We start from the raw sequence: 24,867 nt of genomic DNA, 5'->3' as shown, positions 1-24,867 counted from the left end.
AATAGACAATGAATACAGTAAAAGTAGCGACTATCGCTTTATTGGTCGGTGGAGCATTAGGTTTTAGTGTGAATCACTTTGTCGTTGGGTCAGCACATAACATGTCAGCAATGGCAAGGAGTACAGACGCAGATGTAAGTAAACAGGCCAAGGATGAGCCTCTGTACTGGGTAGCTCCGATGGACCCAAATTATCAGCGTGATAAGCCAGGTCAATCGCCAATGGGGATGGATCTTATCCCTGTGTATGCAGATGACTCAAGTGCGGGAGCAGACAAGGCAGGAACCGTATTTATCGATCCGTCGGTAGAAAATAACCTTGGCGTGAAAACCGCACAAGTAACAAGAGAAGCGCTATCACCGCGCATTGAAACTGTTGGCTACGTGGCATTCGATGAAAGTGCACTATGGCAAACCAACGTGCGTGTTTCTGGTTGGGTGGAAAAACTCTACATCAACGCAGTGGGCGAGAAGGTAAATAAAGGCGACGTACTCTTCACACTCTATTCTCCAGAGCTTGTTAAAGCACAAGAAGAGTTGATCAGTGCTTATAAAACGGGTCGTAAAGGTTTGATCAAGGGCTCGACTGAACGCTTAATTACCTTGGGTGTTGATAAGAAGCAAATCCGCGCTATTACGCGACAAGGTAAAGCCACGCAAACCATTGAAATTAAAGCGCCAGCCGATGGTGTTATAGCCAGTTTGAATATTCGAGAGGGTGGTTACCTTTCGCCAGCTCAAGCGGTAATCAGTGCTGGACCTCTAAATGAAGTGTGGGTTGATGCTGAAGTCTTTGAGCGTCAAGCACACTGGATCTCATCAGGCAGCAATGCGGTGATGACGCTAGATGCCATTCCCGGCAAAGAGTGGGTGGGTAATGTTGATTACGTTTACCCAATCCTTGACCCAAAAACTCGGACCTTGCGTGTTCGTTTAAAGTTCTCCAATCCCAATGGCGAGCTTAAGCCAAACATGTTCGCCAATATTGCACTGAAACCCATCAGTGATGAATCTGTTCTTACTATTCCAAGATCTTCGGTGATTCACTCCGGTGGTATGACTCGAGTGGTGATGTCAGAAGGTTCCGGCAAATATCGCTCTGCTCGTATTGAAGTTGGTCGTGAAGCTGGCGAAAAAATAGAGGTGCTTCAAGGGCTAGAGCAAGGCGAAAACATTGTCACTTCTGCGCACTTCATGTTGGATTCTGAATCGAGCCAATCTGCTGATCTGTCACGCATCAATGGTGTTGAGGATGAGGCTGAAACCGTGTGGGCAAACGGTGAAATTTCTGAAGTTATGCAAGGCAGTCGCATGGTGACGATTAACCATCAGCCTGTTCCTGAATGGGATTGGCCGGGCATGGTGATGAACTTCACCTTTGCGGAAGGCTTAGACATGAGTGACGTGCAACGTGGTAAGGCGATTAATTTTGAGATGAGAAAGACAGAGTCAGGGCAGTACGAGGTTATTGATTACAAGGTCAACAAACACAAGATCGCCGGCGAAGTTTGGGTAACGGGTGACATCACCATGTTGATGGCAGATTTTGGCATGATCACTGTAAAACATCAGCCTGTCCCTGAGTGGAATTGGAAAGCGGGTGAAATGAATTTCCAAGCCAGTGATGACCTTGATTTATCGGAGTTTGCCGAGGGTCAAACCATTCGGTTTCTAGTGGCGAAGCAGGGTTCTGATTACACGCTCAAATCTCTAGAACCGACGAATAGCAAGGGTGAGGGCACATTATGATCAATGCAATTATTCGTTGGTCCATCAGTAACCGCTTTTTGGTGCTGGTTGCCACTGTAGCCATCGTATTTGGGGGCTTATACAGCGTTAAAAACACACCGGTCGATGCTATTCCTGATTTGTCAGATGTTCAGGTGATCATCAAAACCAGTTATCCGGGCCAAGCGCCACAAGTGGTCGAGGATCAGGTGACTTACCCATTGACCACCGCCATGTTAGCTGTGCCAGGAGCTGAAACGGTTCGTGGCTACTCGTTCTTTGGTGATTCCTATGTATATATCATCTTCAATGACGATACCGATATGTACTGGGCGCGTTCACGAGTGTTGGAGTACTTAAGCCAAGTTGCACCTAACTTGCCATCGAGTGCCAAGCCAACACTAGGGCCGGATGCAACCGGTGTGGGCTGGGTTTACAGCTACGTGTTGCAAGACAAAACTGGTCAGCATGACTTGGCCGAACTTCGTAGTTTGCAAGATTGGTTCTTAAAGTATGAATTGCAAACCGTAGAAGGCGTGTCTGAAGTGGCGACCGTTGGCGGCATGGTGAAGCAGTACCAAGTACAGATTGATCCTGCCAAGTTACGTGCTTACGACCTAACGCTTCAGCAAGTCAACAAGGCGATCCAAGATGGTAATCAAGAAACAGGTGCGTCTGTTGTTGAGATTGCGGAAGCCGAACATATGGTTCGTACTACGGGTTACCTCACAAGCATCGAAGACATTCAATCTCTGCCGCTAAAAGTGACCGATAAGGGAACCCCGCTGTTATTGGGTGATATTGCTGACATTAATCTTGGCCCGCAAATGCGCCGTGGTATCTCTGAGCTGAATGGTGAAGGTGAAGCCGTTGGCGGCGTTATTGTGATGCGCTTTGGTGAAAATGCCAGTGAAGTGATCGACTCGGTGAAATCCAAACTCGCTGAACTGCAAGTGGGCTTACCTGATGGTGTCGAGATTGTCGCGACTTATGACCGTTCGACTTTGATTGATTCAGCTGTTGAAAACCTATGGAAGAAGCTGGCTGAAGAGTTCATCGTGGTTGCGATCGTGTGTGCGCTGTTCTTGTTCCATATCCGCTCGTCGTTGGTTATCGCACTAAGTCTGCCTGTTGGTATCTTAGGTGCATTCATTGTGATGCATTGGCAGGGTATTAACGCCAACATAATGTCTCTTGGCGGAATAGCGATTGCGATTGGCGCCATGGTAGATGGTGCCATTGTGATGATTGAGAACGTTCATAAACACATTGAACGGACTCCGCTCACTGACAAAAACCGTTGGCAAGTGATTGGCAAAGCAGCAGAAGAAGTTGGCGCACCGCTGTTCTTCTCTCTGATTATCATTACCTTGAGCTTTGTACCTGTATTCGCGCTAGAAGGGCAAGAGGGCAAGATGTTCTCGCCACTTGCGTTTACCAAGACGTATGCGATGGCGGCAGCGGCGGGTTTGGCTATCACGCTTGTTCCTGTGTTAATGGGTTACTTCATTCGCGGCAACGTGCTACCTGAACACAAAAACCCAGTAAACCGAAGCCTAGTGGCGATGTACAAGCCGCTTTTGAACCTCAGCCTAAAGTATCCAAAGGTGATGATTGTTATCGCACTTGGCTTAATGGCGTCTGCTTATTACCCAACCAGTAAGCTTGGTAGCGAATTCATCCCTCCTTTGGACGAAGGGGATTTGATGTACATGCCAACCACGTATCCGGGCATCTCAATTGGTAAAGCGCGTGAGTTGTTGCAACAGACCAACAAGCTAATTAAAACCATTCCAGAAGTCGAAACTACATGGGGCAAAATTGGTCGAGCAGAGACAGCAACCGATCCTGCACCGTTAACCATGATTGAAACCGTGATTCAGCTTAAACCGCGAGATGAGTGGCGTGACGGTGTCACTACAGAGTCTCTGCGTAAAGAGTTTGATGATCTGATTCAGTTCCCAGGTTTAACCAATGCGTGGGTTATGCCAATCAAAACCCGTATCGACATGTTAGCGACCGGTATCAAAACCCCAATCGGTATCAAAATCGCTGGCCCAGAGCTGAGCGTGATTGAAGATATTGGTTCGCAACTTGAACCCATCCTCAACAGCGTGAGTGGAACGGCTTCTGTCTACGCAGAGCGTGTTGCGGGCGGTCGTTACGTGACGATAGACATTAAACGTCGCTCGGCTGCGCGATATGGCTTGAGCATTAAAGAAGTGCAACAGGTTATCTCGACGGCGGTTGGTGGTATGAATGTGGGTGAAACCGTTGAGGGGCTAGAGCGTTACCCAATCAATGTCCGTTACCCACAAAGCTATCGTGATTCTGTCGTTAAGTTGCAGAACCTGCCGTTAGTGACACCAAATGGAGCGCGAATTGCTTTGTCTGATGTCGCGGATATTCGTTATGAAGATGGGCCCCCAATGATTAAGACGGAGAACGCGCGTCCCAATGGTTGGGTGTTCGTTGACATCGAAGGTCGCGATCTTGGCTCTTACGTGGCAGAGGCGCAAAAAGTCGTTACAGATCAAATCGTCTTGCCTGCTGGATATTCATTGGCATGGTCTGGTCAATACGAATACATGGAGCGTGCGAAGGAGCGTTTGAGTGTCGTTGTGCCAATCACCATCGCCATCATCATGTTGTTGCTCTACCTAAGCTTCCGCCGCGTCGGTGAAGTGATGATGATCATGGCAACACTTCCTTTGGCTATGGTGGGCGGACTGTGGTTGATGCATTACCTAAATTACAATTTCTCGATTGCGGTGGGTGTTGGCTTTATTGCACTTGCAGGCGTTGCGGTCGAGATAGGCGTGATCATGTTGGTTTATCTCAACCAAGCGTGGCACTACAAAAAGCTCGATGCAGAACAAAACCAACAAACGCTTCAACAAGCTGATCTAACCGATGCCATTAGAGAAGGCGCAGGACTGCGTGTGCGCCCTGTGATGATGACAGTACTTACGGTGATTATCGGCCTAATTCCAATCATGTATGGCGAGGGTACGGGCTCAGAAGTGATGCAACGAATTGCTGCACCAATGATAGGCGGTATGGCTTCTGCACTATTGCTTACCCTACTGGTGTTGCCTGCAATCTTTAAGCTCTGGAAACAGCGTGAGATTACGCATAGCCAAAACGAGACAAACAAATAACGTATTGATTATTAGCCCTTACTGACCAAAACAGAGTGGGTAAGGGCGCACCATATGAACATGTGAAACTAACAAATAAATAACTGAATTAATCTAAGGAACGATCATGAAAAAGACACTTATTGCGATTGCACTGACGTTAACTACTGCAACGGCTTTTGCTGAAATGGACCACTCAAATATGGATCACTCGATGATGAAGAGTGGAGAGATGGATCATTCAAAAATGGATCACAGCATGATGAAGGATGGAAAGATGGACCATTCAATGATGAATATGGAAGGCATGTCTGAAGTCGGTATGCCTGCGACAGGCGCAAAGCCGGATAAAGTGGTTCATGTTCTGCTAAGTGACGATATGAAAATCACATTTAAGAACAAGGTTGATATTGAGCCGAACGACGTGGTGCAGTTCGTTGTGATGAACACGGGCAAGATTGATCATGAATTCTCGATTGGTTCTGCTTCAGAGCAGTTAGAGCATCGAGAAATGATGAAAAATATGGGTAACCACGCTCATGACTCGGGCAGTACAGTCACAGTTAAGCCGGGTAAAGCGAAGCAATTGCTGTGGCATTTCCATGGTGATAATAACGTAGAGTTCGCGTGTAATATTCCTGGTCACGCTGAAGCGGGAATGCTGAAAAAAATTGAGCTGTAGTATCGATTAATAAAGCGCACCAGACTTATATTGATTAGTTTGGTGCGTTTTCTTGTTTTTCTCGTATTAGACGATTAAGTTTAATAAGTAAATAGAAAAATTTTAGTTAGAACAAGTAAGTAGGAGTTTAAGGATGAACAAAACAGTACTAGTCGTTGCTGTATCAAGTGCTTTATTAGCTTGGTCTAATTACAGCATTGCTGCTAAACCTGAGTGGGCTGGTAAAGGTAAGCCCGATTTAGAAGAAGTAAAAACGCTCGCTGAGGCTAAAAAAGTTGAAGGCGAAATTGATGATCGTGAGAAGCAGCTTGATTCAATGATCGAAGAGAAAAAGAAGAAAGCGAAAAAAAGTAAGAACAAAAAAGATAAGCAGAAACTAGATAAAGAACTCGACGATTTGGAAGACGAGAAAGAAGCTCTCGAAGAGAGTAAAGAGAAGCTCAAAGATAAGAAAGAAAAGCTTGAAGATGATATGGATAACGACGAAGAAAAGTCGGGATTAGAAAAGCAGAAAGACAAGAAAGCGGAACAAGAGCGTAAAGAAGAAGGAAAAGGGTCAGAAAAAGGCCAACAGCAGCGTGAAGAAAACAGCAAAAAGTGGTGGAACTTTTGGGAGTAATCCGAGGGCCTTACATCACCTATTCATTTCAACCAATCAGTACAGCTTTGTGTGACCGCTAAGTCATTGATTAAATGCTATGTTCAGTTAAAGATAAGTCTCAACCTGTCCAGGAATACATGAACTAACTTGTATCGGCTGAGGCTTATCTATAGCTAGAATCACTGTAGCAAGATAGAAGTTTCAAGCAGGTGGTGTGCTTCGCCGCTCAGGTGCGGTAACTCTGACATGATCTTTTTCAGTTTGTCGTCGATTGATTCAGCTTCATTTAGCGATCGAAAAGCCAGTACAGCCTGTTCAGGTTCGCTGTTCACATAACCTTTCAATGTATCTAGCTGAATTTTATTGGCATTCTCAACTTTTGCTAGAGCAGTGTTAATTGTTTCGATGTTTATGATCAACTGATTGCTTTTAAACATTTTTATTGTTTTTTGGTTGTTTATAATTGGCGCACATTAACATAACTATTTTTTCGGATATTGACCAAGGTTATTAAATTAGAACAATTTTGAAATCTAATATAAGCATTAGTAGTGCAAAGATGACTGACAGCAGGGGTCAAATGTGGAGCGATATAGGAAGTTAACGGGCTTAATTTTAGGGCAATAGATAATTTTGAAGAGGGGTAGATAGAGCTTTGGCTGTATAAAGCTTAAATAGAATTGGAGCGTGCAGCGGGAATCGAACCCGCATCATCAGCTTGGAAGGCTGAGGTAATAGCCATTATACGATGCACGCACACTGTCTTATGAGTAAGACTGAGGCATTAAGAGACTGGAGCGTGCAGCGGGAATCGAACCCGCATCATCAGCTTGGAAGGCTGAGGTAATAGCCATTATACGATGCACGCACATCGTCTTAACGAGTTTGATAATGCCACATCTAACTGAAAACGAAACCTTTTTCTTTCATTTTTATTCTAAGTGCTCGCATAACCACCACTCCGCTAGTTTTTCCATCATGTTCGGCATTTTCAGAGTGAATAAAGTGTGACTAAACTCTCGTTAAACAGAGGGCGAGAAATAGCAGAACATGCTCCGCTATTTTTGAGACAAATTTGGGTTGATTTATAAACCTGATTGGCGTCACTAGCCTGTAATAAAATCCGTGCAAATTAAGGAATTTGAAGTGTTAACATAAACTGCTTTTTATTCGTGTTTTGGCGTTCACTAATAACAATCTGAATGCATAAATTTAACTTATCAGCCGGTCAAAACATTCAGTAAACTAATCCCAAATGAGTAGACTTATAGGCACTTCTAAGCCTTTGCAGAAAAAAGTAACGAGTTTAGTTGATAATTCACGCAAAAGTCTCGTCATTCCGTCTATCGTTTGGTACATTTGCCGCACATTTTGTCTCCCCTAAAATACCCATGCCTTCTCAGTTCCGAATTAACAAAATTGTTGAAATTGGTGACACTCTTCACCGCAGTGGCTGTGCTCCTTACAAGCTAGAGAAATACACCCAATTCTATGCGAAAAAGCATGGTGTGGACGTGATGATCCAAGCAACGCCAACGGCGATTAACTATCAATTTCCAGACGATAACAACGCCGTTATTCTTAAGCGTCTAAAGCCTGCGTCAATTAACCTGAGTTTGTTGGCCAATACGATCATTCGTATTAATCAGCCAAGCAGTGAACCTGTCCCTGAGCCTGTCGGTTATTCTAAATTTGTGACTGCTCTTGCTAATATGGGTATACCGCCTGCGTATTTAATGCTGGTGGGCAGTACGTTGGAAGCGGTTGGCTTTTCTGCGTTATTGGGTTTGATGGTTTGGGTATGTCAGCAAGTTCTTCATTCACGTCGCGCTATCGCGGTTGAATTCATTTCGGCACTGCTAACGGGTATCTTTGTGGCATTTTTGGCAAGCACAGGGTTGCCGATTCCGGTGTGGGCATTGTGTATCGCCTCGATAGTCTTGTTCGTCCCCGGATTATCCATAGCCAACGCACTAGAATGTTTGGCGTTTAATGATCTCGTCTCTGGTACCAGCTTGCTAGGGCAGAGCGCCTTAACCCTGATTAAGCTGTTTGTTGGGATAATCATGGGGCTCAATATTGGTGAAGCGATATGGGGACAAGCGGTCTCCATCGACTATACCAATGCGGTACCGATGTGGATGCATATATCTGGCTTGGTGCTGATCTCTGTATCTATCGGTGTGATGTTCAACGCACGCCCTAAAGACATCTTGCTTGGCTTACCAGTTGCGGTTCTCGGTATGTGGGGACCGTTCTATCTAGGTTTTGATAGTGGTTGGGTTGTAGGCACTTGGGTAACCACAGTTCTTATCACTTTATACGGTACTTGGATTGCCAAGAAGATGGAGCTCACGGGCTCTATTTATATCGTGCAAGGGATCATCATCTTGGTTCCGGGTAGCCGAGTATTAGTGAGTGCTAGCCAGTCAGTGTTTGAACAATCGATTTTGCCTATTCCAAGTATTGGTTTGTCTGCGTTATTCATGTTCTCGGCAATCGTGGCAGGGCAAATCACCGCTTACTCCATTTACTCCCCAAAAGTTGAACGCTAAGCTGTTCTGCTTCTCAAACCTTTAAACAAACACAGCTTAGCGGCTGTGTTTGTTCGTTTTGGGTGCTTAAGATAATGAACTCTCAAGGAAACTTGTTAGATTTATGCTCGCTAAGCCTAACAAGAGTCATTAAAATGGAACAAATTCTATTTAAATGAAGTATTAACGTATGTCTTTACCTCCTTGCCCGCAATGCCAATCTGAATATGTCTATCAAGACCAAAATCACTTAATCTGCCCTGAGTGTGCCTACGAATGGAACCCAGAAGAAGAGCGTCTAGAAAGAGAAGCCGCGCGCGTTAAGGACGTTAACGGTGCAGTGTTAGATACCGGCGATAAAGTTACTTTCATTAAAGATCTAAAAGTGAAAGGCAGTTCTAGCGTATTGAAAATCGGTACTAAAGCAGTGATTCGTCGCATCAATGAAGGTAAGGACCACCAGTTAGATTGCAAGCTTGATGGTGGTGGTGAAATGCTCGTTACGGCGAAGTACGTTAAGAAGCAATAACCATTATTTCAAATAATTGTCGTAAACCTTCAATAAGTTTAAGTGGCTTCTCGGCCATACTGATTAGCATATTAAACCGCAATAATTTCAGAGAATTAAAATGATCAGAGAATACCGCCCAGCCGATATTGAATCCGTTTTAGACATTTGGTTAACCGCCTCGATCAAGGCGCATGATTTTGTGGCTCCTGAGTTCTGGGAGTCCCAGGTTGGTAATATGCGCGACCTATATATTCCTGCATCACAAACCTATGTGTACCAAGTCAATGGTGAGGTTCGTGGCTTCTATTCACTTTACGAAGAGATACTAGCGGCGATCTTTGTCAGTACAGAACATCAAGGCAGTGGTATTGGTAAGCAACTAATCCAACACGCAAAGCTTGAATGTCCGAACTTGTCTTTAAATGTATATAAAGAAAACCAGGCGACGATTCAGTTCTATTTGTCCCAAGGTTTTTCTATTGTGAGCGAACAATCTGATGAGCATACCGGACACCAAGAATACACCATGCACTTAGTTTAAGCTTGATAGCTAACCCCGGAAGAAAAGTAACTAGGAATCAACATTATATGGACATGGTTAAAGCTGCTCTTTCACATTCAACTGCCTTTCATCACTATGTGAATGCCTGTACTGAAGATGGGTTAGATATTTACACGGGTATTTCTGATGGCAGTGATGCCTATTTGGAAAGACGAATTGCTTATTCAAAAGGTGAGGGATTGCCAGAAGGGTGGACGCCTGCTTCTACTTATTTTTGTTTCGAGTCTGGACGTATTCTTGGAGTGATAAGAGTTCGTCATGGTACCAGTCCGTACATTCACGATGTCATAGGACATATCGGCTACGAGACTTTGCCACAAGCGAGAGGGCGGGGTATCGCAAGTCATATGTTGTCTTGGGTTCAACAGCACGTATTGTCCGAAAACGCTATTATTACGTGTGAGAGGGGCAATATAGCTTCGCAAAAGGTGATTGAGAAGTGCGGTGGACAATTCCTGAATACCTTTTACTCGGAGCAAGATAAACACGAAGTCTTACGTTACCAACTAGAACGAAAATGAACATTTAAGCGTGGCATTTTGGGGTTTTATCGGGGTTACTATGTCCCGGTTTAAACGAAAATGAGGCCATAACCAATTATTGTTGGAGGTATTTTGAAGTATTCAACAAGACCTGCTCAGTTATCAGATTATGAATTTCTGTTTGAGCTTAAGAAGGCCGCTGAGTTTGAGGCAATCAAGGCCGTATTTGGCTGGGATGAGCAAACTCAACGAGATATACACGCCGAAGAGTGGGCAGAAGAACGGCCTGAAATCATCGAATATCAAGGTAAAGCGATTGGTAGTGTGTTGTTGCAAGACAAAGGCGGACACTTCTATTTTTGCCGCTTCTTCTTACTGCCTGAGTATCATGGCAAGGGCATTGGTAGCCAAGTATTGAAAGATTGTTTAACTAAGGCTGACAGCCTCAATAAACCCGTCGAACTTTGTTACCTACAAGGTAATCGAGTTGGGGAGTTGTACTTGAGATTTGGCTTTGAAATTACCTCGCAGAACGAACAGTTTGTTTATATGTGGCGCAAATAGACATTCCCCCAAAAAGATCACACCATCTCCGTAACTTGATAGGCACCTGACACCCATCTAACGTAAAACCTTGTAAAGCTCCCTATGGAACTAGGTGGGTGGGCCACTCACGCCAATCAGGGTGGTGTAAATGGAAGGTTGAGCAACCAACTTAAAACTCTGGATGCAGGATTAAGCCCAAAGGATCTGTATCAAGGGCGAGATCTCAAACCAACGACTGATATGCGAGGTGTAATTAAAGGTGTCCTTGGTCAACACCTATCTATAAAAACGAAGCAGCTAGACACCATCTTCCCTGATAGTGAAATGGTAAAGCCACTGGATATCATCTAGTAGGGCGCTTCTATCAACAATTAATGTAACTTGGGAGCAGATTTAATGTCGTTTAACCTTGAAATGAGCTGTTCTTCAGTTTGCTTGAGCCAATCATAGCGTTTTGTGTACAAGCGACGTTTGGTCTTTTTCAATGTGTCAGTGTCTTTACGAAGAGGCTTAATGGGCAAGGAAAACCAATGTTTATCGACCAAAGAGGCGCCATTTTCAGTCCACAACGTGTCGTAATCAAATGTTATAGCACTACGTTTAGAACCGATATAGCGCATCGCTTGATAGATATGACCTTTATTCGAAACGGTTAAAATCTCATTAACTTTCATGTAATTAGCAAACATAGTTGCGAGTTCAACCATAAGTGACTTTGGTCTTAGCCCGTGTAACGAACGCGTCAGTTCTTTGATTTTGTCTTGGCTGCTGGTGATTCGCTTGTTTGTACCCTGTAGGCAGCCTATGTGCATGGTGCGACGCCCATTATTATCAGATATATTGAAGGTGACCGAGTAAATAGTCAGCCCGGTATTGGCCTCGACGAGTCGGATCCCCAAGGAACCTTCACGAGATTCCCCCGAGAAAGTCTCAATCCTGAACTCATTTCCATTTCGGTCAGCAAAGGTCAAAAGCTCAAAGTTAGAAAGGTGCAGATGCACTGTATTTGGACCAAATGTTCGTTCTAAGAGTTCGAAGTGAGAATGCAGTAACGAAGCACGTGTTTTAGGTTTGATGCCAATACAGATGAATGGTTTGAGTGGCTTTTCAAAGATTTTAGGATTCTGCTCAAGAAGGTTTGAGAGATTGCTTTTCTCTTTAAGCTGATGCACTTTGCGAATGACCTTAGGATTCATAACGCCCCATAGTGTAAAGCGCAGATTTTTCTTGATTCGGGTTAAACCTTTGGTGTTTGGGTGCACAGCATTGGAAAGCTCAACGATTTGACGAAAATTTTGCACGTTTACCTCAACTTAGAAAACAAAAAAGCATCGTTGAAAATAAAAAACGATGCTCCATAAAATGATAAGTAGGTGTTAGTGAAAAAATCGTGAAACTTGAATAAGTTGGTTTCTATCAACCACGAAAGTTAAACGCGATTAGGGAGAGCTTGCTTGGAGGGAACGTTAAATAAGAGAATTGTTAGTATTCCTATAAAATAATGCCAACCATATCAATATTTTATGAATTCACGTTTTCGGTTTGATTTTTTAATGATAGGGTCGCCGGATAATTATATTGATAAGAATAAAGGCTTTATATGAATAAGTTTCTGATTGTTGCATTCGCTGCAGCTGTAAGTATTTCGGGCTGCAAAAGTATCCCTACTTCGGCTACCGACACCTTGTCAGAACCAAAAGGTAACGGCGCATTAGCTATCGCGACCAACATCTCTAAGTACGATTCAACTTACCCATGCGTAACGTTTTCGTTTGATATACAAGAAAAAGTCGATGGTAAATTAGTTGATTCTGAACCACAAACCTTACGTGTATTTGTGTATGAAGACACGAAGTACGCACTGTTTGATGGTATCAAACCGGGCAACTATGTATTAACTCAGTTTCGATGCAATATGCGTCGTGGCCTTGTTGCTAACGATGGTAGGTCGTACCTCAGTCTTGACCTAGAAACTGAACATACCATCAAGGCGAACACAATAACGATGTCTTCAAATTTTATTCACGCGACTCAAGATGAAGATCGGTCTTTTGCATTAAACGTTGGTATTTGGCAATCGCAAGATGTTGTGCATTTCCAGAATCTACTAACGAACGAAGTGAGTAATAAATGGGAAGTGGGAGGCTTTGAAGGCTAATTAAGTTCATCACTATGGCAGCTTTTATTGCTGCCATAGTTTGACTCATCGGGTTATTTTAATGCTAGCGCTAAGCCAAAAGATACCAATCCAACTCCACACGCTTGATTGAGCCTTTTCTTGGCTTTCAACAAGTGTTTTTGCAAAGTCGTTGAAGTAAACAACATTGCGACAATTCCAAACCACAATCCATGAAGAACTATCATGTACAACCCATAACCGAGAGCGACATGCTGGTTCTCAGCTTCGGGTGAGATGACTTGGCTGAAAATGCTTAAGAAGAACAACATGGTTTTTGGATTCAGCACGTTACACAAAAATCCTTGTGCTAAATAGCGCCAAACACTGGTGCTTCGCCTTGTTCCTTCCAAAGGTGCAAGCTTGTTGTCCGCACTCAAGATACCTTTTAGTCCTAGATAAATAAGGTAGGCTGCACCTGCGTATCTGATCATGTCAAACAGCTGCTCATTCTGTGAGATTAAGTAACTGATCCCAAGCATTGAATAACTGATGTGAACACAAATCGCTAAACTCACACCTATTGCAGTCCAAATTCCTGCTTGTCGTCCTTGATTGATACTGTTTTTCAAAACTAAAACAAAATCCGCGCCTGGGCTTATAACAATTAATAGTCCCAATACTGCTAGGCTTAACCACTCCATAATGACTCCAACTCTTTATATTTGATGAGCTAGCATTGTATGGTTTTTTATTGCTGTCTATAATCGAAATGAATTCCACCTATCTGTGAGAAAAAATCACACATGAGACATTTGAAAGCATTTCATATTTTCCATGTAGCAGCGCATTCGAGCAGTTACAGTGAAGCGGCGAATAAACTCAATATTACCCATGGTGCGGTGAGTAAGCAGATCAAGGTATTGGAAAATCACTTATCCCAAGTTTTGTTCTACAAACAGGGCAGGAATGTGTGTCTCACCAAAGAAGGGGAATTACTCAAAGGTTACACATTGCAAGCGTTCCAAGCCTTGGAGACAGGAGTCCATAAACTTAATCAGCTGAATCATCAAGCGTTGGAAGTTTCATGTGAACCCACATTGACCATGCGTTGGTTAATGCCTCGACTCGGTGATTTCTATAACGAATCCGGAATTGATGTTCGCTTGTCTACGGCGGGTGGGCCTGTGACGTTAGGTGAAACTGGATTAGATATGGCAATTCGCCGAGACGACTTTAACGTAACCGAGTACTACAAACAGATTCCGCTAGTCGAAGAATGGGTTGGCCCTGTATTCTCGCCTGGCTATTGGCAACAAGTTAAAGACAAGTTAGCCGATGTGAAATTACTGCACAGCAGCACACGACCAAACGCTTGGAACCATTGGGTATCCATCACCAAAGGTAGTGAATTTGATAGCCGAATGGTGTCGCAAGCTCGTTCAAACCAGACCTTTGCACACTTCTATTTTTGCTTTCAAGCGGCCGTTGATGGGCTAGGAGCCGCTCTAGGGTCTTATCCACTTGTAGCCGACGATATTGAAAGAGGTAACTTGATCGCGCCGTTTGGCTTTGTGCCTTCAGGTCATCAGTACATACTGCTCACACAAGATAGCAACCATGATGAGCCAGAAAGCCCGTTTGTTGTTTGGCTGAAGAATGAGTTATCGCAGTGTGTTCCAACTTTATAGGAACGACATCCGACCTAGAGGTTTGCTTGTCTTATGTCAGACTCTAGTTCATTATTGTGGGAATCACTCAATAGGCAAAGACAGCACGCCACCATTGAGTTCGATTTGGTTCAGCCATTCTGTTGGAATCGCGCCATCTTCTTCGTAGAAACACGCCGCTAAGACTGCTCCAATCACAATCGCACGACCGCAGCTATCACCGCCACATAAGATATTGTCGCGAATGCCTTGTTTATAACTCTGAGCACCCGCGATGATGCGAATCAGTAGTGGGAACGCAGCACTCAATTCACAATGTAGTCCGTACTTCTTCGCGGCATCTGTAATCGAAAGCTCCGGATCAGCCAGTGCTTCGTCGATTTGATCATGTATAAATTTGCTACAAGTTTGTCGCACCATTTCTACCGACTGCAGTGGCGAGTTGCCTTGAATTGCCGCTTGAACCAATAAGGTGATGGCTTGTGCCCATTCCACGGCTTTGTCGTTGTTGTTGGTGACTCGCACCGCACTCTCTACCATCGCGGGTAAGGTGTGAGAGGTATAAGTACATGCCACTAATGGAATGATCTTTGAGACTGCGGGAAGTTGTGTATTATCTGCGCCACACGCAGTAATCGAGGCGTTCTCTAGTTCTAATTGATGGATGTTCAACAAGCTCATACGCGTTGCTTTATCAATGTAGCCTCGCCAACTGCCACCAAAATCAAACCAGAAGCGGAAGTGTTTGATGTAACTCGCTTCATCGTAGTGTTGATTGTCGACTAGGCTATCGACCATCGCCAATAACTGAGCACCGTATTGCGATTGGTCGCCAGCGGTTTTTCCTTGGTGGGCAAAGTAGCCTTTGTCTTGATAATCGAACTGGTTTGGTGAACGAAATTCTGGTTCAAAACCAGCTACGTGTAAGATCCTCTCTTGGTCATACAACCAGTGCAGCCCCATGGAAGCGGCGTCTCCAACCAATGCGCCAACGACGGCGTAAAAAGCCCTTTCTTTATGATTGTCCATGTTGAGCGATGTCCTTGAGATGAATCAACGTAGTTCGATACTTTAAGTATAGCGATTGGATAAGTATTTTGCTGTGTTTCGAAGAAGAAATTGGAGGGGATTAATCCTGATTGATCAATGGCTTAAACCAATCAGGTGGAATTGATAAGGGTGATGAATAATCTGGTGAGTCAATGTATTCAGTTGGTGGTGTTACTCGTTCTATTATTGATGATTAAGGTAGGCACTAGAACGTTGTTCAATCACTTTGAACAGACGTGAAAGTGCAAAGCACAAAGCAAAATATACGAAGCCTACAATCAACCAGATCTCGAAGATCAAACCGGAAGAGTTCGCCATTTCAGTACCAACAAACGTCATTTCTTGAATCGAAATCAGCGACACAATCGAGGTGTCTTTGACCAGCGAAATTGCCTGACCAGCCAAAGGTGGCGTAATTGCTGTTAATACCTGTGGGCCAACCACAAATCGATACTTAGACAATGCAGATAAGCCAAGCGAATCGGCCGCTTCCCATTGGCCTTTAGGAATACCTTCTAAACCCGCTCGAATCACTTCCGCAATATAAGCCGAAGAGAGCAAACCAATACAAATAACACCAGACGCTAAGTTTTCCCAAAGGTTAGCAGGGCCAAATAAGAAGGCTTGAAGTTGATTAATCTCACCATTATGTTCACGTAAAAGACTTTCTAAGCCAAGCAGAGGGATCAGCTGGTTAGAAACAAAGAAATAAAAGATAAACACGAACACCAGTGGAGGAATGTTTCGAACCAATTGGATGAAAATCAGTGCCGGTGTTTTGAAGAAAGTGATCTTAGAGTGTCTTGCTACCCCTAACAGTGTGCCGAAAGAGAGCGCTAATACCATGCTCCATAAGCTCAAACGCAATGTTGCAACCAAACCTTGAAAGAAATAAGGAATACTGCCTTGAGAAGGTGGAATAAAGATTAACGTGAACGCGTCTTCCCAGCGCCACTGATAGTTAATACCGACAGAAGAACGATAATAGAGCCAACCTGCAAACACACAAATAACAGCGAGTAACACGCCATCCAAAAGGTTGAGGCGTTGATACCAAGGCTTCATATGAACGTTGGGCTTAGGTGTTGTCAATGCGCTAGTACTACTCACGTCATTCCTGTTTAAACATTAATTATTATTGGGGTGTTACATGGATCTAAAGCAATTTAAGCTGTCGATGAGAAGGCAGTGCAAACAGTGCACTGCCTTGATTTAGATTCGACAGATTAGCTCATATTAAAAAGTGAGCTCAACTTCAGATTACTGACCTTGAGCAATCTGGTCTTGCCAATCTAAAGTAGAGAACCAGTACTCGTAACGCTCTTTCAACCAACCGTCTTCAGTACGTGCTTTGATCCATTCGTTGAAAAATTCTGCCTTGTCAGTTTCACCTAGGCGAACTGCAAATGCTTCGTTACCTTTGGATAGACGCTCTTCAAATGGAATAAATAGCGTGTCTGCGTTTTTGATCGTTTCGTGTTCTGGTTTCGGGCTAGACGCGATAACCGCGTGTGCGTTGCCGTTCAATACTTCTTGGAATGCTTGAGCATCGTCATCGAACTGCAGAACTTTCGCTTTAGGGAAGGTTTCACGAGCCACTTGAACCGTGAATGCTCCACGACGTGCTGCAATTTTTACGCGGCGAGAATCAAAATCAGAGATCTGAGTAAAACCTTCCGCTAGCTCTTTGTTAGCCGCCAGTTGAACGCCAGAGTGCGAGTAAGGTTCAGTGAACAATACGCTTTTAGCACGAGCTTCAGTGATAGACATACCGCCGATGATCACATCAAACTTCTTCGATAATAGAGAAGGAATAATGCCATCCCATGCCGTCGGTACGAATTCGACTTTCCAGCCTGAATCCTCAGCAAGACGTTTCGCCACATCGATTTCAAAGCCGACAAGATCGCCTTGTTTGTTACGCATCGCCCAAGGAACAAAAGTCGACATACCGACACGTAGAGATCCACGCTCGTTAATCTTGTCTAGGTTAGGCGTTTCAGAAGCAAGTGCAGGCAAACTCACGGCAAGCGCAAGTAGGGCTGTAATTGCGGTTTTAAATAGCTTCATGCTGATAAATCCTTATTGTGTTCGCCAGTTAGATCCGAGCTTATGCTCAAGCCAAGCAGCAACGGCAGAAAGTGAAAGTGTAAGAGCAAGATAAATGATCGCCACAGAGAACCAAATCTCGAATGGCATCGCGGTTTCAGAAACGATGTTTCTGGCTTCGGTTGTTAGGTCAAAGATAGCCATGACACTCACAATCGAAGAGTTTTTGATAAGAGAGATCACTTCATTAGTTAAAGGCGGCAAGGTACGTTGTACCACCTGAGGAAGAATCACATCCCAGTAAGTATAGGTTTTTGATAAGCCCAAAGATTGTGCCGCTTCAAATTGTCCTCTCGCAATACCGTTTAAACCAGCACGAAATATCTCGGCAGTGTAAGCACCTTGGAAAAGTGCTAAGGCTAAAACGGCAGTGCTAAAACGATCCAGCCCTAATACGGGACCAAATACAAAATAGAGCAAATAAATTTGGACCAATAACGGCGTATTACGAATCAACTCAACATAGCTGGTGGCTAGGGTGCGTCCAACCACTGAGTTGGAGTTTCTCAATAGCGCTGTGGTTAAACCAATGATCAGCGTCGCGACCAAAGAAATCAGAGAAATATTGATGGTAACCAGTAGCCCTTCAACTAATTCTGCAGGCCACCATTCACCATCTTCATAGAAAGCAATATAGTCTGGCACGCGCTCCCATTGCCAGCTGTATCCCATGGTTTGTGCGCCAGAATCGAGGATCCAGACAACCGCAGCCACGAGCACAATAATTTGTACCAAAGCGGATAGGGCGGGTTTAATAATTCGAATCAACATCAATAAGTTAGGATCTGATTTAGGAACGCTTGAGTACGTTCATGTTGCGGGTTTTCAAAAAGCGCTTGAGGCGTATTGGATTCCACAATTTGTCCTTCATCCATGAAGATAACGCGGTCGGCCACTTGTTTCGCAAAGCCCATTTCATGGGTCACACACACCATGGTGATGCCTTCGCTCGCCAGTTCAACCATCACATCGAGCACTTCGTTGATCATCTCCGGATCAAGCGCTGAAGTTGGTTCGTCGAACAAGAGTAACTCGGGTTTCATACACAGAGAGCGGGCGATAGCCACGCGTTGTTGCTGACCGCCAGAGAGTTGCACTGGGTATTTGTTGGCTTGTTCTGCGATGTGCACGCGCTCGAGATAGTGCATTGCAAGCTTCTCGGCTTCTTGTTTACTTTTTTTAAGCGTACGAATCGGGGACAGAGTTAAGTTCTCAAGCACCGTAAGATGGGGGAATAAATGAAAGTGCTGAAACACCATCCCAACTTGGCCTGGGGTGTTGAACTTGCTCGGAAGTACTTGCTCTAGCACAGAAAGCTCGCCACTCTCGAAAGGTTCTAGCTGATTGATACAACGGATCAAGGTTGATTTCCCCGAACCTGATGGCCCGCAAATCACCACTATCTCTCCCTGTTCAATATTTAAATCGATATCCTTTAGGGCATGAAAAGCACCATACCACTTGTTAAGTGACTTAAACTTAACCATTTCCTTGAGATTGTTCAAATCGTTGTTCATACCTAGTAAAGAGACAGGTTTACCTTACCAATATAGAAATCTGAATGCACATAAAATTAAGGACTTATGAGAATTTAATGGCATCTTGTAGGGCAAATTAAAAAGCAGCGCCTGATTTGGACGCTGCTTGAGGATATACGCAAGGGCAAAGAATTTGGTTCAGTTTCACGGAATAAATTTTTAGATTATGGTGATTTTCTTTAGACCCCTGTTTTCCTTGCTCTAATTTTGATCGCTATTGAATCGCAGACTCTAGAATCTCGCGTGTTTTCTCAGGTGTGATTGCTTGGTTTTCGCCTAGTTGCAGGTAGCCATGTGATTCAAGTTGAGCGACAACATTGTCGATCGCAGTTGCTTTGTTTGTTTCGTAACCGTCGAACATCGTTGGAACGTCTAAGCTGTGATAGAAAGCTGCGATTGCAGCAATAGTGCGCTCTGCCAAGTCAGCACCCGCTTCTAGGCCAAATACGTTACGACCCATTTGCTCTAGCTTGCCACGCTTCGCTTCGATTTGATTACGAAGTAGCGAAGGTTGAACAATCGCAAGAGAACGTGCGTGGTCTACGTGCCATAGTGCTGTGAACTCGTGGCCAATCATATGTGTTGCCCAATCTTGAGGAACGCCAGTACCAATCAGGCCGTTAAGCGCTTGGTTTGCTGTCCACATTAGGTTTGCACGCCATGCGTCGTTGTCACGCTCGTCGTATTGCTTACCCAGTACAAGTAGGTTTTTAAGTAGTGTTTCTGCGTAACCGTCTTGAACCATCGCGTCTATTGGCATTGTGATGTATTGCTCACACACGTGAACCCATGCATCAACTAGACCGTTGATCAATTGACGCTCAGGAAGAGACTTCATTACGTCTGGATCCATAACCGCGAACTTAGGTTGTACAGCAGGGTTCATGAACGCCAGTTTCTCTTGAGTCTCTTTACGAGTGATTACAGCACCCATGTTAGATTCAGAACCTGTTGCAGGAAGTGTCAGTACTGCACCAATAGGAGTAGCTTCAGTTACTTGGTGTTTGCCCGCTAGGATATCCCAACCGTCGCCGTCGTATTTAGCCGCTGCAGCAACGTATTTAGAACCGTCGATTACCGAACCACCACCAACAGCGATAATGAATTCTACGTCTTCTTCTTTAACAAGAGCGACTGCTTTATCTAGCGTCTCTTTCGTTGGGTTAGCTTCAACACCAGAAAACTCAATCCAAGCGTGATCTTTAAGAGATTCGACAACTTGGTCGTAAACACCGTTGCTTTTGATTGAACCGCCACCGTAGATGACTAGCACTTTCTTAGAAGTATCAACTGCTTGGCTGATAGCATTGATTTGGCCTTGGCCGAAGTGGATTACAGTAGGGTTAACATAAGTAAATTGCATTGTAGGTTCCTTGTGTAAAGCTAGATTTTTTATTCTGATGTGTTGCTTAATTTCTATATTTGCATATTAGTACAGGAATCTAGGGTGGTGAAGGCCAGTTCCTCCAAATTAATTGCCTATTTCTACAAAATTGATATTCTTCCTTTGCTTTAACTTACTTACTCTTAGCACTTAGAATGGAAAGTCGCCACTTATGCAAACACTCGCGCAGTTATTACAGTCTTATGTAGAACACAAAGGTTGGGATGATCTTGAAGGGATCAGAGAAACTGAAATTGGCGGTGTGTGGTTGTATAGAAGCAGTGGCGGCAACCAGCGTCAGCCATTCACTTATCAGTCGGGTATTATCATGCTCGGGCAGGGCAAAAAGAACATCTACATTGGCGACAGACCCGTTACTTACGCTGCAGGTGATTATCTTGTGGTAGGCGTGCCAATGCCATTGGAGTGTGAAGCCTTGCCTGTTAATGGCGAACCATTACTTGGTTTATCTATCAACATTGACTCTCAACGTTTGCACAGCTTGGTAAAAAAGTTAGAAGACCAAGGTTTTCTTGAGAGCTATTGCAATAAGCACAAACAGAATTCTAGCGGCTTAGAATCGACACCGATGGAAGAGCAAATGCTAGAAAGTTTTACTCGATTGGTGAAAATGCTGCATTGCGACATCGAAGCCAACATATTGGGTGATGCCATGGTCAGCGAAATTGTCTACCGCGCCTTAACCGGTTCAGAAGGGCGAGTGCTGTTTGATTTGGCGCATCATGATGGCCATTACGCACGTGTCGCGAAAGCACTATCTAAAGTGCATGAAGAGTACGACCAAACCATTACTGTTCAATCGCTTGCTGACGAAGCAAACATGAGTGTGTCTGCTTTTCATAATGCTTTCCGCAACGTGACGTTTGAGTCACCACTTCAATATTTGAAGAAGGTAAGGCTCAACAAAGCCAAGGAGCTGATCCAGTTAGAAGGCCTGCGTATTAGTGATGCCGCACGCCGAGTTGGCTATTCTAGTCCATCCCAATTCAGTCGCGAATTTAAGCGTCATTTCAACACAACCCCAAGAGCGGTTTAGTTCTTTATATTGTAGGCTGACGAGAGGAAGTAGAAGGCTTCACTGCACTTCGATACGAGTTAATATCATTTCCTGATAGTAAACATTGAAGCCAAAGACCTCACCGCTACAAAGAGTTTGTTTAGTTTAGCCCCATAAGAATCAATCTCTAGAAAGCCACACCAATAGATACGTTAAACGTGTCCTCATCAATGTCATAAGGTAGCTCCTCACCCTCTGACTCGCCGCTGTCCACTTGGTAGTTTCTCCACTCCATTTTTAGCTCTGCAAATTTCCATTTAGTAGATACACCGAGGGCGTTGAAATAGGTTGCGTCAGGGTTGGCCGCGTCATCAACCTCGTCGCTGACCTGAGCGCCACCGATGCCGAAATTATAATAAGGGCGAACTGTGATACGTTTAAGCGGGAAGCTGTAACCAGCGCCTACCTTTAAAAATGCCATGCCGTCACTGATCGCGTCTTGGTCGTAGTCTTCTAGCTTATCATCACGCTTTCTGTGCTGGTATTCACCGCCAATCTCCAATATGTCACCACGAAGCATCAGGTCGATGTATTGAGATGAGAGTTTATCTCCCTCCTGATACCCCAAGCCGAACGCAATATCAGCCATAGAGGGAGCAGAAAATCCTGCTAATAGAGCAGCTAACATTCTTTTTTTAATGAACTTTGTCATTGCCGAATCTCCTTAGTTCAGGGCGTTGTATTTCTTATCAATCATGCAGTTTCTCAACACTGTCGCATACATGGCTTTGTTATCTTCTTCAGCCTGAGCCCCTGCTCGTCGGCCGCTAACTCTACCGGAGACTACACCAATCGCCGCGCCAGTCTTGGCAGCGTCAGAGCCTGAGCCACCAGAGATAGCGCCAACAGCAGCGCCAGCGGCCGCCCCTTTAGCTGCGCCTTTTACGCCGCTTCCTTTCTTGGTTTCAGTGGGGGCTGTCAGTGTTGATTCAGCAACACCTTGACACGTTGCGAGCTCTTTCTGAGCAACCTCAAGGGTCACGTTGTCGTAATTGAATGAAATGTGAGTTGTTGGGTCTGTGATGTAGCCACCACCAGCAAGGGCTGAGAGGGAGGTTATAGCTAAGCTCAGCCCTAACAGTTTCGTTCTTTTGTTCACTTTCTAATCCTCAAGTTGATTAAACTAATTAGTTAAATCATTGATATTGAAATTTCTTCTAGGTCGACAAATAGATTTAGACTTAATGAAGCTATAGGTGGTCTTCATGTTGGGGGCATACTATCTTGGCAGGCACATGTTGGATAATGACCTTGAAACATAAGAGTTATTTGTCTTACGCATATCATGGTTCATTTATGGATTGGCCGTTGTGAGTGGTTATGAGAGAGGTTGAATTTAAAAAGAGAGAGTTTGAACGATCACAACCTCCTTGTTAAGTAAGGTGAGTAAATGTATCTAATGGTGGGCAATGTTAGTGTTCTGGTATTCGATTGTGGAATATATTATTAACGTATTTATATAATTAAATGGCTCTAAAATAATTACTTATCTGGGCTAATAGTTTATGCACAAATCTAAGAGTGTGTTCTTCACAATTCATCTAGTAAGTGATTTTTCAGGGCTTTAATGTGAACAACCTATCAAATGTTTTCTAAATTTTAAAAGTTATCTATATCTTTATCTGAGTGGGTATTCATGATTGTTGAATATATCAAAAGATAAAGGGGACTTATTACTCGGTTCACCATCTTATTTGCGGATAATTAGGCGTTTGATGACTAATTATTCTATAAATCACTGATTTATAGTCAGGTAATACTCTGATGGATATCACGTTTACCCTAAAACAATTCACTTAACATGGCGCTACTTTAATCATTCTTCCCAATACAATTGTTAAATATAAATACGTATATATTTATTATTAAAAGGATAATTCCGATGAGTAGCGATATCATTAAAATTTCAAGAAATACTGAAAATGCACCAATAAACTCTGTATCTACACAAACGGTCGCTTTTTCTCATTATAATAATTTTTCAGCTCAATTACCTGTTGAACCTAAAACAGGTGAAGTCGTGATTGGCGATATTAAAGACCAAGCAGCACAATGCTTAAATAATATTAAAGCCATTGTTGAAAGCATCGACCATGTTATGGATGATGTCGTGAAGATTAATGTTTTCGTTAAGAATATTTCTGATATCGATGCTATTGATGAAGTCTACAAAAGCTTCTTCCACAACACTCTTCCTACGCGTACAGTCGTGGGCGTAACTGCGCTACCGCATAGTGACGCTTTAGTTCAAATGGATGCTCTGATTTCAAACGGAGAAGGCACTAAACCACAAGCACCTTGCGCGCTAGTAAAGGTATCAAGAAATACGGATAATGCGCCTCAAAGTACTGTATCAACTCAGACAGCGGCTTTCTCTCACTACAACAATCTTTCAGCTCAGTTACCGATAGATGTAACCACAGGTGAGTTGGTTGATGGTGGTATCGAGGCGCAAACAGCACAATGCCTATCAAACATTAAAGCTATTCTAGAAAGCATCGGTCATGTAATGAATGATGTGGTTAAAACCACTATTTACCTTAAAAATGTTGAAGATGCAGGCAAGGTAAATGAAGTTTGTGCTAAGTTCTTCCCAAGTTACGTACCAGCGCGAACGGTTGTTAATGCCGCTGAACTGCCAATGGGCGCTTTAATTCAAATCGATACGTCCGTTTCACATGGCGACGGTACACCGCCGCAATTACCAGAAGATACGCGCCTACTGGTTATTGAAGCTAATAATACTGTTGCTGCACCATTCATGCCTTATTCGCACACCGTTGCTTTCTCTCACTATAACCATATTTCAGGTCAACTACCTGTAGATCCGAAAACCAATGCAGTGATTGCTGGTGGTATAAAAGAGCAAACTGAACAGTGTCTTAAGAATATTAAGGCGATCATTGAAAGTGTTGACCATAGCATGGACGATACGGTGAAAATTAATATTCAACTTAAAGATATTTCAGATATTGATGCGGTGAACGAGGTCTACACTACGTTCTTTAATGCTGACTTACCGGCAAGAACGGTGGTGGGGGTTTCAGAGATTCCTATGAATGCACTGATTCAAATTGATGCTGTCGTTTCTAACTGCGAAGGCACACCTCCACAAGACGTTGTTGCTTAATTCACTG

At 43.8% G+C, this 24,867-nt stretch carries 24 protein-coding genes, 2 tRNA genes and 1 pseudogene; 14 read left to right on the top strand and 13 right to left on the bottom strand.

Annotated elements, in window-relative coordinates; translation table 11 throughout:
- The first annotated feature begins 8 nt into the window (after window positions 1-8).
- From FTW16_RS09060 to FTW16_RS09045, 4 genes are all read left to right on the top strand, one after another.
- Window positions 9-1,748, top strand: coding sequence for an efflux RND transporter periplasmic adaptor subunit (locus tag FTW16_RS09060; RefSeq protein ID WP_146490777.1), 1,740 nt, complete (start codon window positions 9-11; stop codon window positions 1,746-1,748).
- Window positions 1,745-4,888, top strand: coding sequence for an efflux RND transporter permease subunit (locus FTW16_RS09055; RefSeq protein WP_146490776.1), 3,144 nt, complete (start codon window positions 1,745-1,747; stop codon window positions 4,886-4,888). Before FTW16_RS09060 ends, FTW16_RS09055 begins: the two co-directional genes overlap by 4 nt.
- A gap of 106 nt (window positions 4,889-4,994) precedes the next feature.
- A complete protein-coding gene (locus FTW16_RS09050) occupies window positions 4,995-5,549 on the top strand; it encodes a cupredoxin family protein (protein ID WP_146490775.1) in 555 nt (184 codons plus the stop codon).
- Between the two features lie 133 nt (window positions 5,550-5,682).
- On the top strand, window positions 5,683-6,168 hold the full coding sequence (locus FTW16_RS09045; RefSeq protein ID WP_146490774.1) for a hypothetical protein: 486 nt from the start codon (window positions 5,683-5,685) through the stop codon (window positions 6,166-6,168).
- Between the two features lie 161 nt (window positions 6,169-6,329).
- On the opposite strand, the gene FTW16_RS09040 is transcribed toward FTW16_RS09045, so the two are convergent.
- From FTW16_RS09040 to FTW16_RS09030, 3 genes are all read right to left on the bottom strand, one after another.
- Complete coding sequence (locus FTW16_RS09040) at window positions 6,330-6,587, bottom strand: hypothetical protein (RefSeq protein ID WP_146490773.1); 258 nt, start codon at window positions 6,585-6,587, stop codon at window positions 6,330-6,332.
- 244 nt (window positions 6,588-6,831) lie between these two features.
- Window positions 6,832-6,906: transfer RNA gene (locus FTW16_RS09035), tRNA-Gly, on the bottom strand.
- A gap of 37 nt (window positions 6,907-6,943) precedes the next feature.
- Window positions 6,944-7,018 (bottom strand) — tRNA-Gly (locus FTW16_RS09030).
- A 523-nt stretch (window positions 7,019-7,541) separates the two neighbouring features.
- On the opposite strand from FTW16_RS09030, the gene FTW16_RS09025 reads away from it, so the two are divergent.
- From FTW16_RS09025 to FTW16_RS09000, 6 genes and pseudogenes are all read left to right on the top strand, one after another.
- A complete protein-coding gene (locus FTW16_RS09025) occupies window positions 7,542-8,705 on the top strand; it encodes a threonine/serine exporter family protein (protein WP_004731486.1) in 1,164 nt (387 codons plus the stop codon).
- A gap of 169 nt (window positions 8,706-8,874) precedes the next feature.
- Window positions 8,875-9,213: a zinc ribbon domain-containing protein YjdM gene (locus FTW16_RS09020; protein ID WP_146490772.1), complete on the top strand. Its 339-nt coding sequence runs from the start codon at window positions 8,875-8,877 to the stop codon at window positions 9,211-9,213.
- Window positions 9,214-9,313: 100 nt separating this feature from the next.
- On the top strand, window positions 9,314-9,736 hold the full coding sequence (locus FTW16_RS09015; RefSeq protein ID WP_146490771.1) for an N-acetyltransferase: 423 nt from the start codon (window positions 9,314-9,316) through the stop codon (window positions 9,734-9,736).
- A 47-nt stretch (window positions 9,737-9,783) separates the two neighbouring features.
- A complete protein-coding gene (locus FTW16_RS09010; protein WP_146490770.1) occupies window positions 9,784-10,278 on the top strand; it encodes a GNAT family N-acetyltransferase in 495 nt (164 codons plus the stop codon).
- A gap of 93 nt (window positions 10,279-10,371) precedes the next feature.
- Complete coding sequence (locus FTW16_RS09005; protein ID WP_146490769.1) at window positions 10,372-10,803, top strand: GNAT family N-acetyltransferase; 432 nt, start codon at window positions 10,372-10,374, stop codon at window positions 10,801-10,803.
- A gap of 84 nt (window positions 10,804-10,887) precedes the next feature.
- Window positions 10,888-11,136, top strand: a pseudogene (locus FTW16_RS09000) (Tat pathway signal protein); the annotation flags it as partial.
- A gap of 20 nt (window positions 11,137-11,156) precedes the next feature.
- Here the strand turns inward: FTW16_RS09000 and FTW16_RS08995 are convergent.
- Window positions 11,157-12,086, bottom strand: a complete 930-nt coding sequence (locus tag FTW16_RS08995) for a VirK/YbjX family protein (RefSeq protein ID WP_146490768.1) — start codon at window positions 12,084-12,086, stop codon at window positions 11,157-11,159.
- A gap of 299 nt (window positions 12,087-12,385) precedes the next feature.
- On the opposite strand from FTW16_RS08995, the gene FTW16_RS08990 reads away from it, so the two are divergent.
- A complete protein-coding gene (locus FTW16_RS08990; RefSeq protein WP_146490767.1) occupies window positions 12,386-12,943 on the top strand; it encodes a hypothetical protein in 558 nt (185 codons plus the stop codon).
- 53 nt (window positions 12,944-12,996) lie between these two features.
- Here the strand turns inward: FTW16_RS08990 and FTW16_RS08985 are convergent, their stop codons facing one another.
- Window positions 12,997-13,605: a LysE family translocator gene (locus FTW16_RS08985; protein ID WP_146490766.1), complete on the bottom strand. Its 609-nt coding sequence runs from the start codon at window positions 13,603-13,605 to the stop codon at window positions 12,997-12,999.
- A gap of 102 nt (window positions 13,606-13,707) precedes the next feature.
- Between FTW16_RS08985 and FTW16_RS08980 the strand changes: the two genes are divergently transcribed.
- Window positions 13,708-14,592 carry a LysR family transcriptional regulator gene (locus FTW16_RS08980; RefSeq protein WP_146490765.1) on the top strand — a complete coding sequence of 295 codons (885 nt, stop codon included), beginning with the start codon at window positions 13,708-13,710 and terminating at the stop codon, window positions 14,590-14,592.
- Window positions 14,593-14,655: 63 nt separating this feature from the next.
- Here the strand turns inward: FTW16_RS08980 and FTW16_RS08975 are convergent, their stop codons facing one another.
- The 6 genes from FTW16_RS08975 to FTW16_RS08950 form a co-directional block, all read right to left on the bottom strand.
- Window positions 14,656-15,600, bottom strand: a complete 945-nt coding sequence (locus FTW16_RS08975; protein ID WP_146490764.1) for an ADP-ribosylglycohydrolase family protein — start codon at window positions 15,598-15,600, stop codon at window positions 14,656-14,658.
- Window positions 15,601-15,804: 204 nt separating this feature from the next.
- Window positions 15,805-16,731, bottom strand: a complete 927-nt coding sequence (locus FTW16_RS08970; RefSeq protein WP_146490763.1) for an amino acid ABC transporter permease — start codon at window positions 16,729-16,731, stop codon at window positions 15,805-15,807.
- A 150-nt stretch (window positions 16,732-16,881) separates the two neighbouring features.
- Complete coding sequence (locus FTW16_RS08965; RefSeq protein WP_012600468.1) at window positions 16,882-17,691, bottom strand: transporter substrate-binding domain-containing protein; 810 nt, start codon at window positions 17,689-17,691, stop codon at window positions 16,882-16,884.
- 12 nt (window positions 17,692-17,703) lie between these two features.
- A complete protein-coding gene (locus FTW16_RS08960; protein ID WP_146490762.1) occupies window positions 17,704-18,501 on the bottom strand; it encodes an amino acid ABC transporter permease in 798 nt (265 codons plus the stop codon).
- On the bottom strand, window positions 18,501-19,247 hold the full coding sequence (locus FTW16_RS08955) for an amino acid ABC transporter ATP-binding protein (protein WP_146490761.1): 747 nt from the start codon (window positions 19,245-19,247) through the stop codon (window positions 18,501-18,503). The genes FTW16_RS08960 and FTW16_RS08955 overlap by 1 nt, the downstream gene beginning before the upstream one ends.
- A 235-nt stretch (window positions 19,248-19,482) precedes the next feature.
- Window positions 19,483-20,631, bottom strand: coding sequence for an iron-containing alcohol dehydrogenase (locus tag FTW16_RS08950; protein ID WP_146490760.1), 1,149 nt, complete (start codon window positions 20,629-20,631; stop codon window positions 19,483-19,485).
- A 193-nt stretch (window positions 20,632-20,824) separates the two neighbouring features.
- Between FTW16_RS08950 and FTW16_RS08945 the strand changes: the two genes are divergently transcribed.
- Entirely contained in the window at window positions 20,825-21,709 is an 885-nt protein-coding gene (locus FTW16_RS08945) for an AraC family transcriptional regulator (RefSeq protein ID WP_146490759.1), read from the top strand.
- 148 nt (window positions 21,710-21,857) lie between these two features.
- Here the strand turns inward: FTW16_RS08945 and FTW16_RS08940 are convergent, their stop codons facing one another.
- Together FTW16_RS08940 and FTW16_RS08935 are read right to left on the bottom strand one after the other, a co-directional pair.
- A complete protein-coding gene (locus tag FTW16_RS08940) occupies window positions 21,858-22,382 on the bottom strand; it encodes a porin family protein (protein WP_146490758.1) in 525 nt (174 codons plus the stop codon).
- A 12-nt stretch (window positions 22,383-22,394) separates the two neighbouring features.
- Window positions 22,395-22,829, bottom strand: coding sequence for a glycine zipper family protein (locus FTW16_RS08935; RefSeq protein ID WP_060981192.1), 435 nt, complete (start codon window positions 22,827-22,829; stop codon window positions 22,395-22,397).
- A 783-nt stretch (window positions 22,830-23,612) separates the two neighbouring features.
- Here FTW16_RS08935 and FTW16_RS08930 point away from each other — a divergent pair.
- Entirely contained in the window at window positions 23,613-24,860 is a 1,248-nt protein-coding gene (locus tag FTW16_RS08930; RefSeq protein ID WP_146490757.1) for a RidA family protein, read from the top strand.
- Window positions 24,861-24,867 lie beyond the last annotated feature (7 nt).

Source organism: Vibrio sp. T20 (genome assembly GCF_007858795.1).
Classification (GTDB): Bacteria; Pseudomonadota; Gammaproteobacteria; order Enterobacterales; family Vibrionaceae; genus Vibrio; species Vibrio satsumensis.
The sequence above is the reverse complement of the archived record's forward strand: the minus strand, read 5'-3'. Positions and strand labels throughout refer to the sequence as shown.

Coding starts and splice junctions, on each gene's coding strand:
- FTW16_RS09045 (WP_146490774.1), top strand. CDS start 5,683: ATGAACAAAACAGTACTAGTCGTTGCTGTATCAAGTGCTTTATTAGCT.
- FTW16_RS09025 (WP_004731486.1), top strand. CDS start 7,542: ATGCCTTCTCAGTTCCGAATTAACAAAATTGTTGAAATTGGTGACACT.
- FTW16_RS08990 (WP_146490767.1), top strand. CDS start 12,386: ATGAATAAGTTTCTGATTGTTGCATTCGCTGCAGCTGTAAGTATTTCG.
- FTW16_RS08980 (WP_146490765.1), top strand. CDS start 13,708: ATGAGACATTTGAAAGCATTTCATATTTTCCATGTAGCAGCGCATTCG.
- FTW16_RS08985 (WP_146490766.1), bottom strand. CDS start 13,605: ATGGAGTGGTTAAGCCTAGCAGTATTGGGACTATTAATTGTTATAAGC.
- FTW16_RS09010 (WP_146490770.1), top strand. CDS start 9,784: ATGGACATGGTTAAAGCTGCTCTTTCACATTCAACTGCCTTTCATCAC.
- FTW16_RS08955 (WP_146490761.1), bottom strand. CDS start 19,247: ATGAACAACGATTTGAACAATCTCAAGGAAATGGTTAAGTTTAAGTCA.
- FTW16_RS09040 (WP_146490773.1), bottom strand. CDS start 6,587: ATGTTTAAAAGCAATCAGTTGATCATAAACATCGAAACAATTAACACT.
- FTW16_RS08940 (WP_146490758.1), bottom strand. CDS start 22,382: ATGACAAAGTTCATTAAAAAAAGAATGTTAGCTGCTCTATTAGCAGGA.
- FTW16_RS09020 (WP_146490772.1), top strand. CDS start 8,875: ATGTCTTTACCTCCTTGCCCGCAATGCCAATCTGAATATGTCTATCAA.
- FTW16_RS09060 (WP_146490777.1), top strand. CDS start 9: ATGAATACAGTAAAAGTAGCGACTATCGCTTTATTGGTCGGTGGAGCA.
- FTW16_RS09055 (WP_146490776.1), top strand. CDS start 1,745: ATGATCAATGCAATTATTCGTTGGTCCATCAGTAACCGCTTTTTGGTG.
- FTW16_RS08965 (WP_012600468.1), bottom strand. CDS start 17,691: ATGAAGCTATTTAAAACCGCAATTACAGCCCTACTTGCGCTTGCCGTG.
- FTW16_RS08930 (WP_146490757.1), top strand. CDS start 23,613: ATGAGTAGCGATATCATTAAAATTTCAAGAAATACTGAAAATGCACCA.
- FTW16_RS09015 (WP_146490771.1), top strand. CDS start 9,314: ATGATCAGAGAATACCGCCCAGCCGATATTGAATCCGTTTTAGACATT.
- FTW16_RS09050 (WP_146490775.1), top strand. CDS start 4,995: ATGAAAAAGACACTTATTGCGATTGCACTGACGTTAACTACTGCAACG.
- FTW16_RS08960 (WP_146490762.1), bottom strand. CDS start 18,501: ATGTTGATTCGAATTATTAAACCCGCCCTATCCGCTTTGGTACAAATT.
- FTW16_RS08975 (WP_146490764.1), bottom strand. CDS start 15,600: ATGGACAATCATAAAGAAAGGGCTTTTTACGCCGTCGTTGGCGCATTG.
- FTW16_RS08945 (WP_146490759.1), top strand. CDS start 20,825: ATGCAAACACTCGCGCAGTTATTACAGTCTTATGTAGAACACAAAGGT.
- FTW16_RS08950 (WP_146490760.1), bottom strand. CDS start 20,631: ATGCAATTTACTTATGTTAACCCTACTGTAATCCACTTCGGCCAAGGC.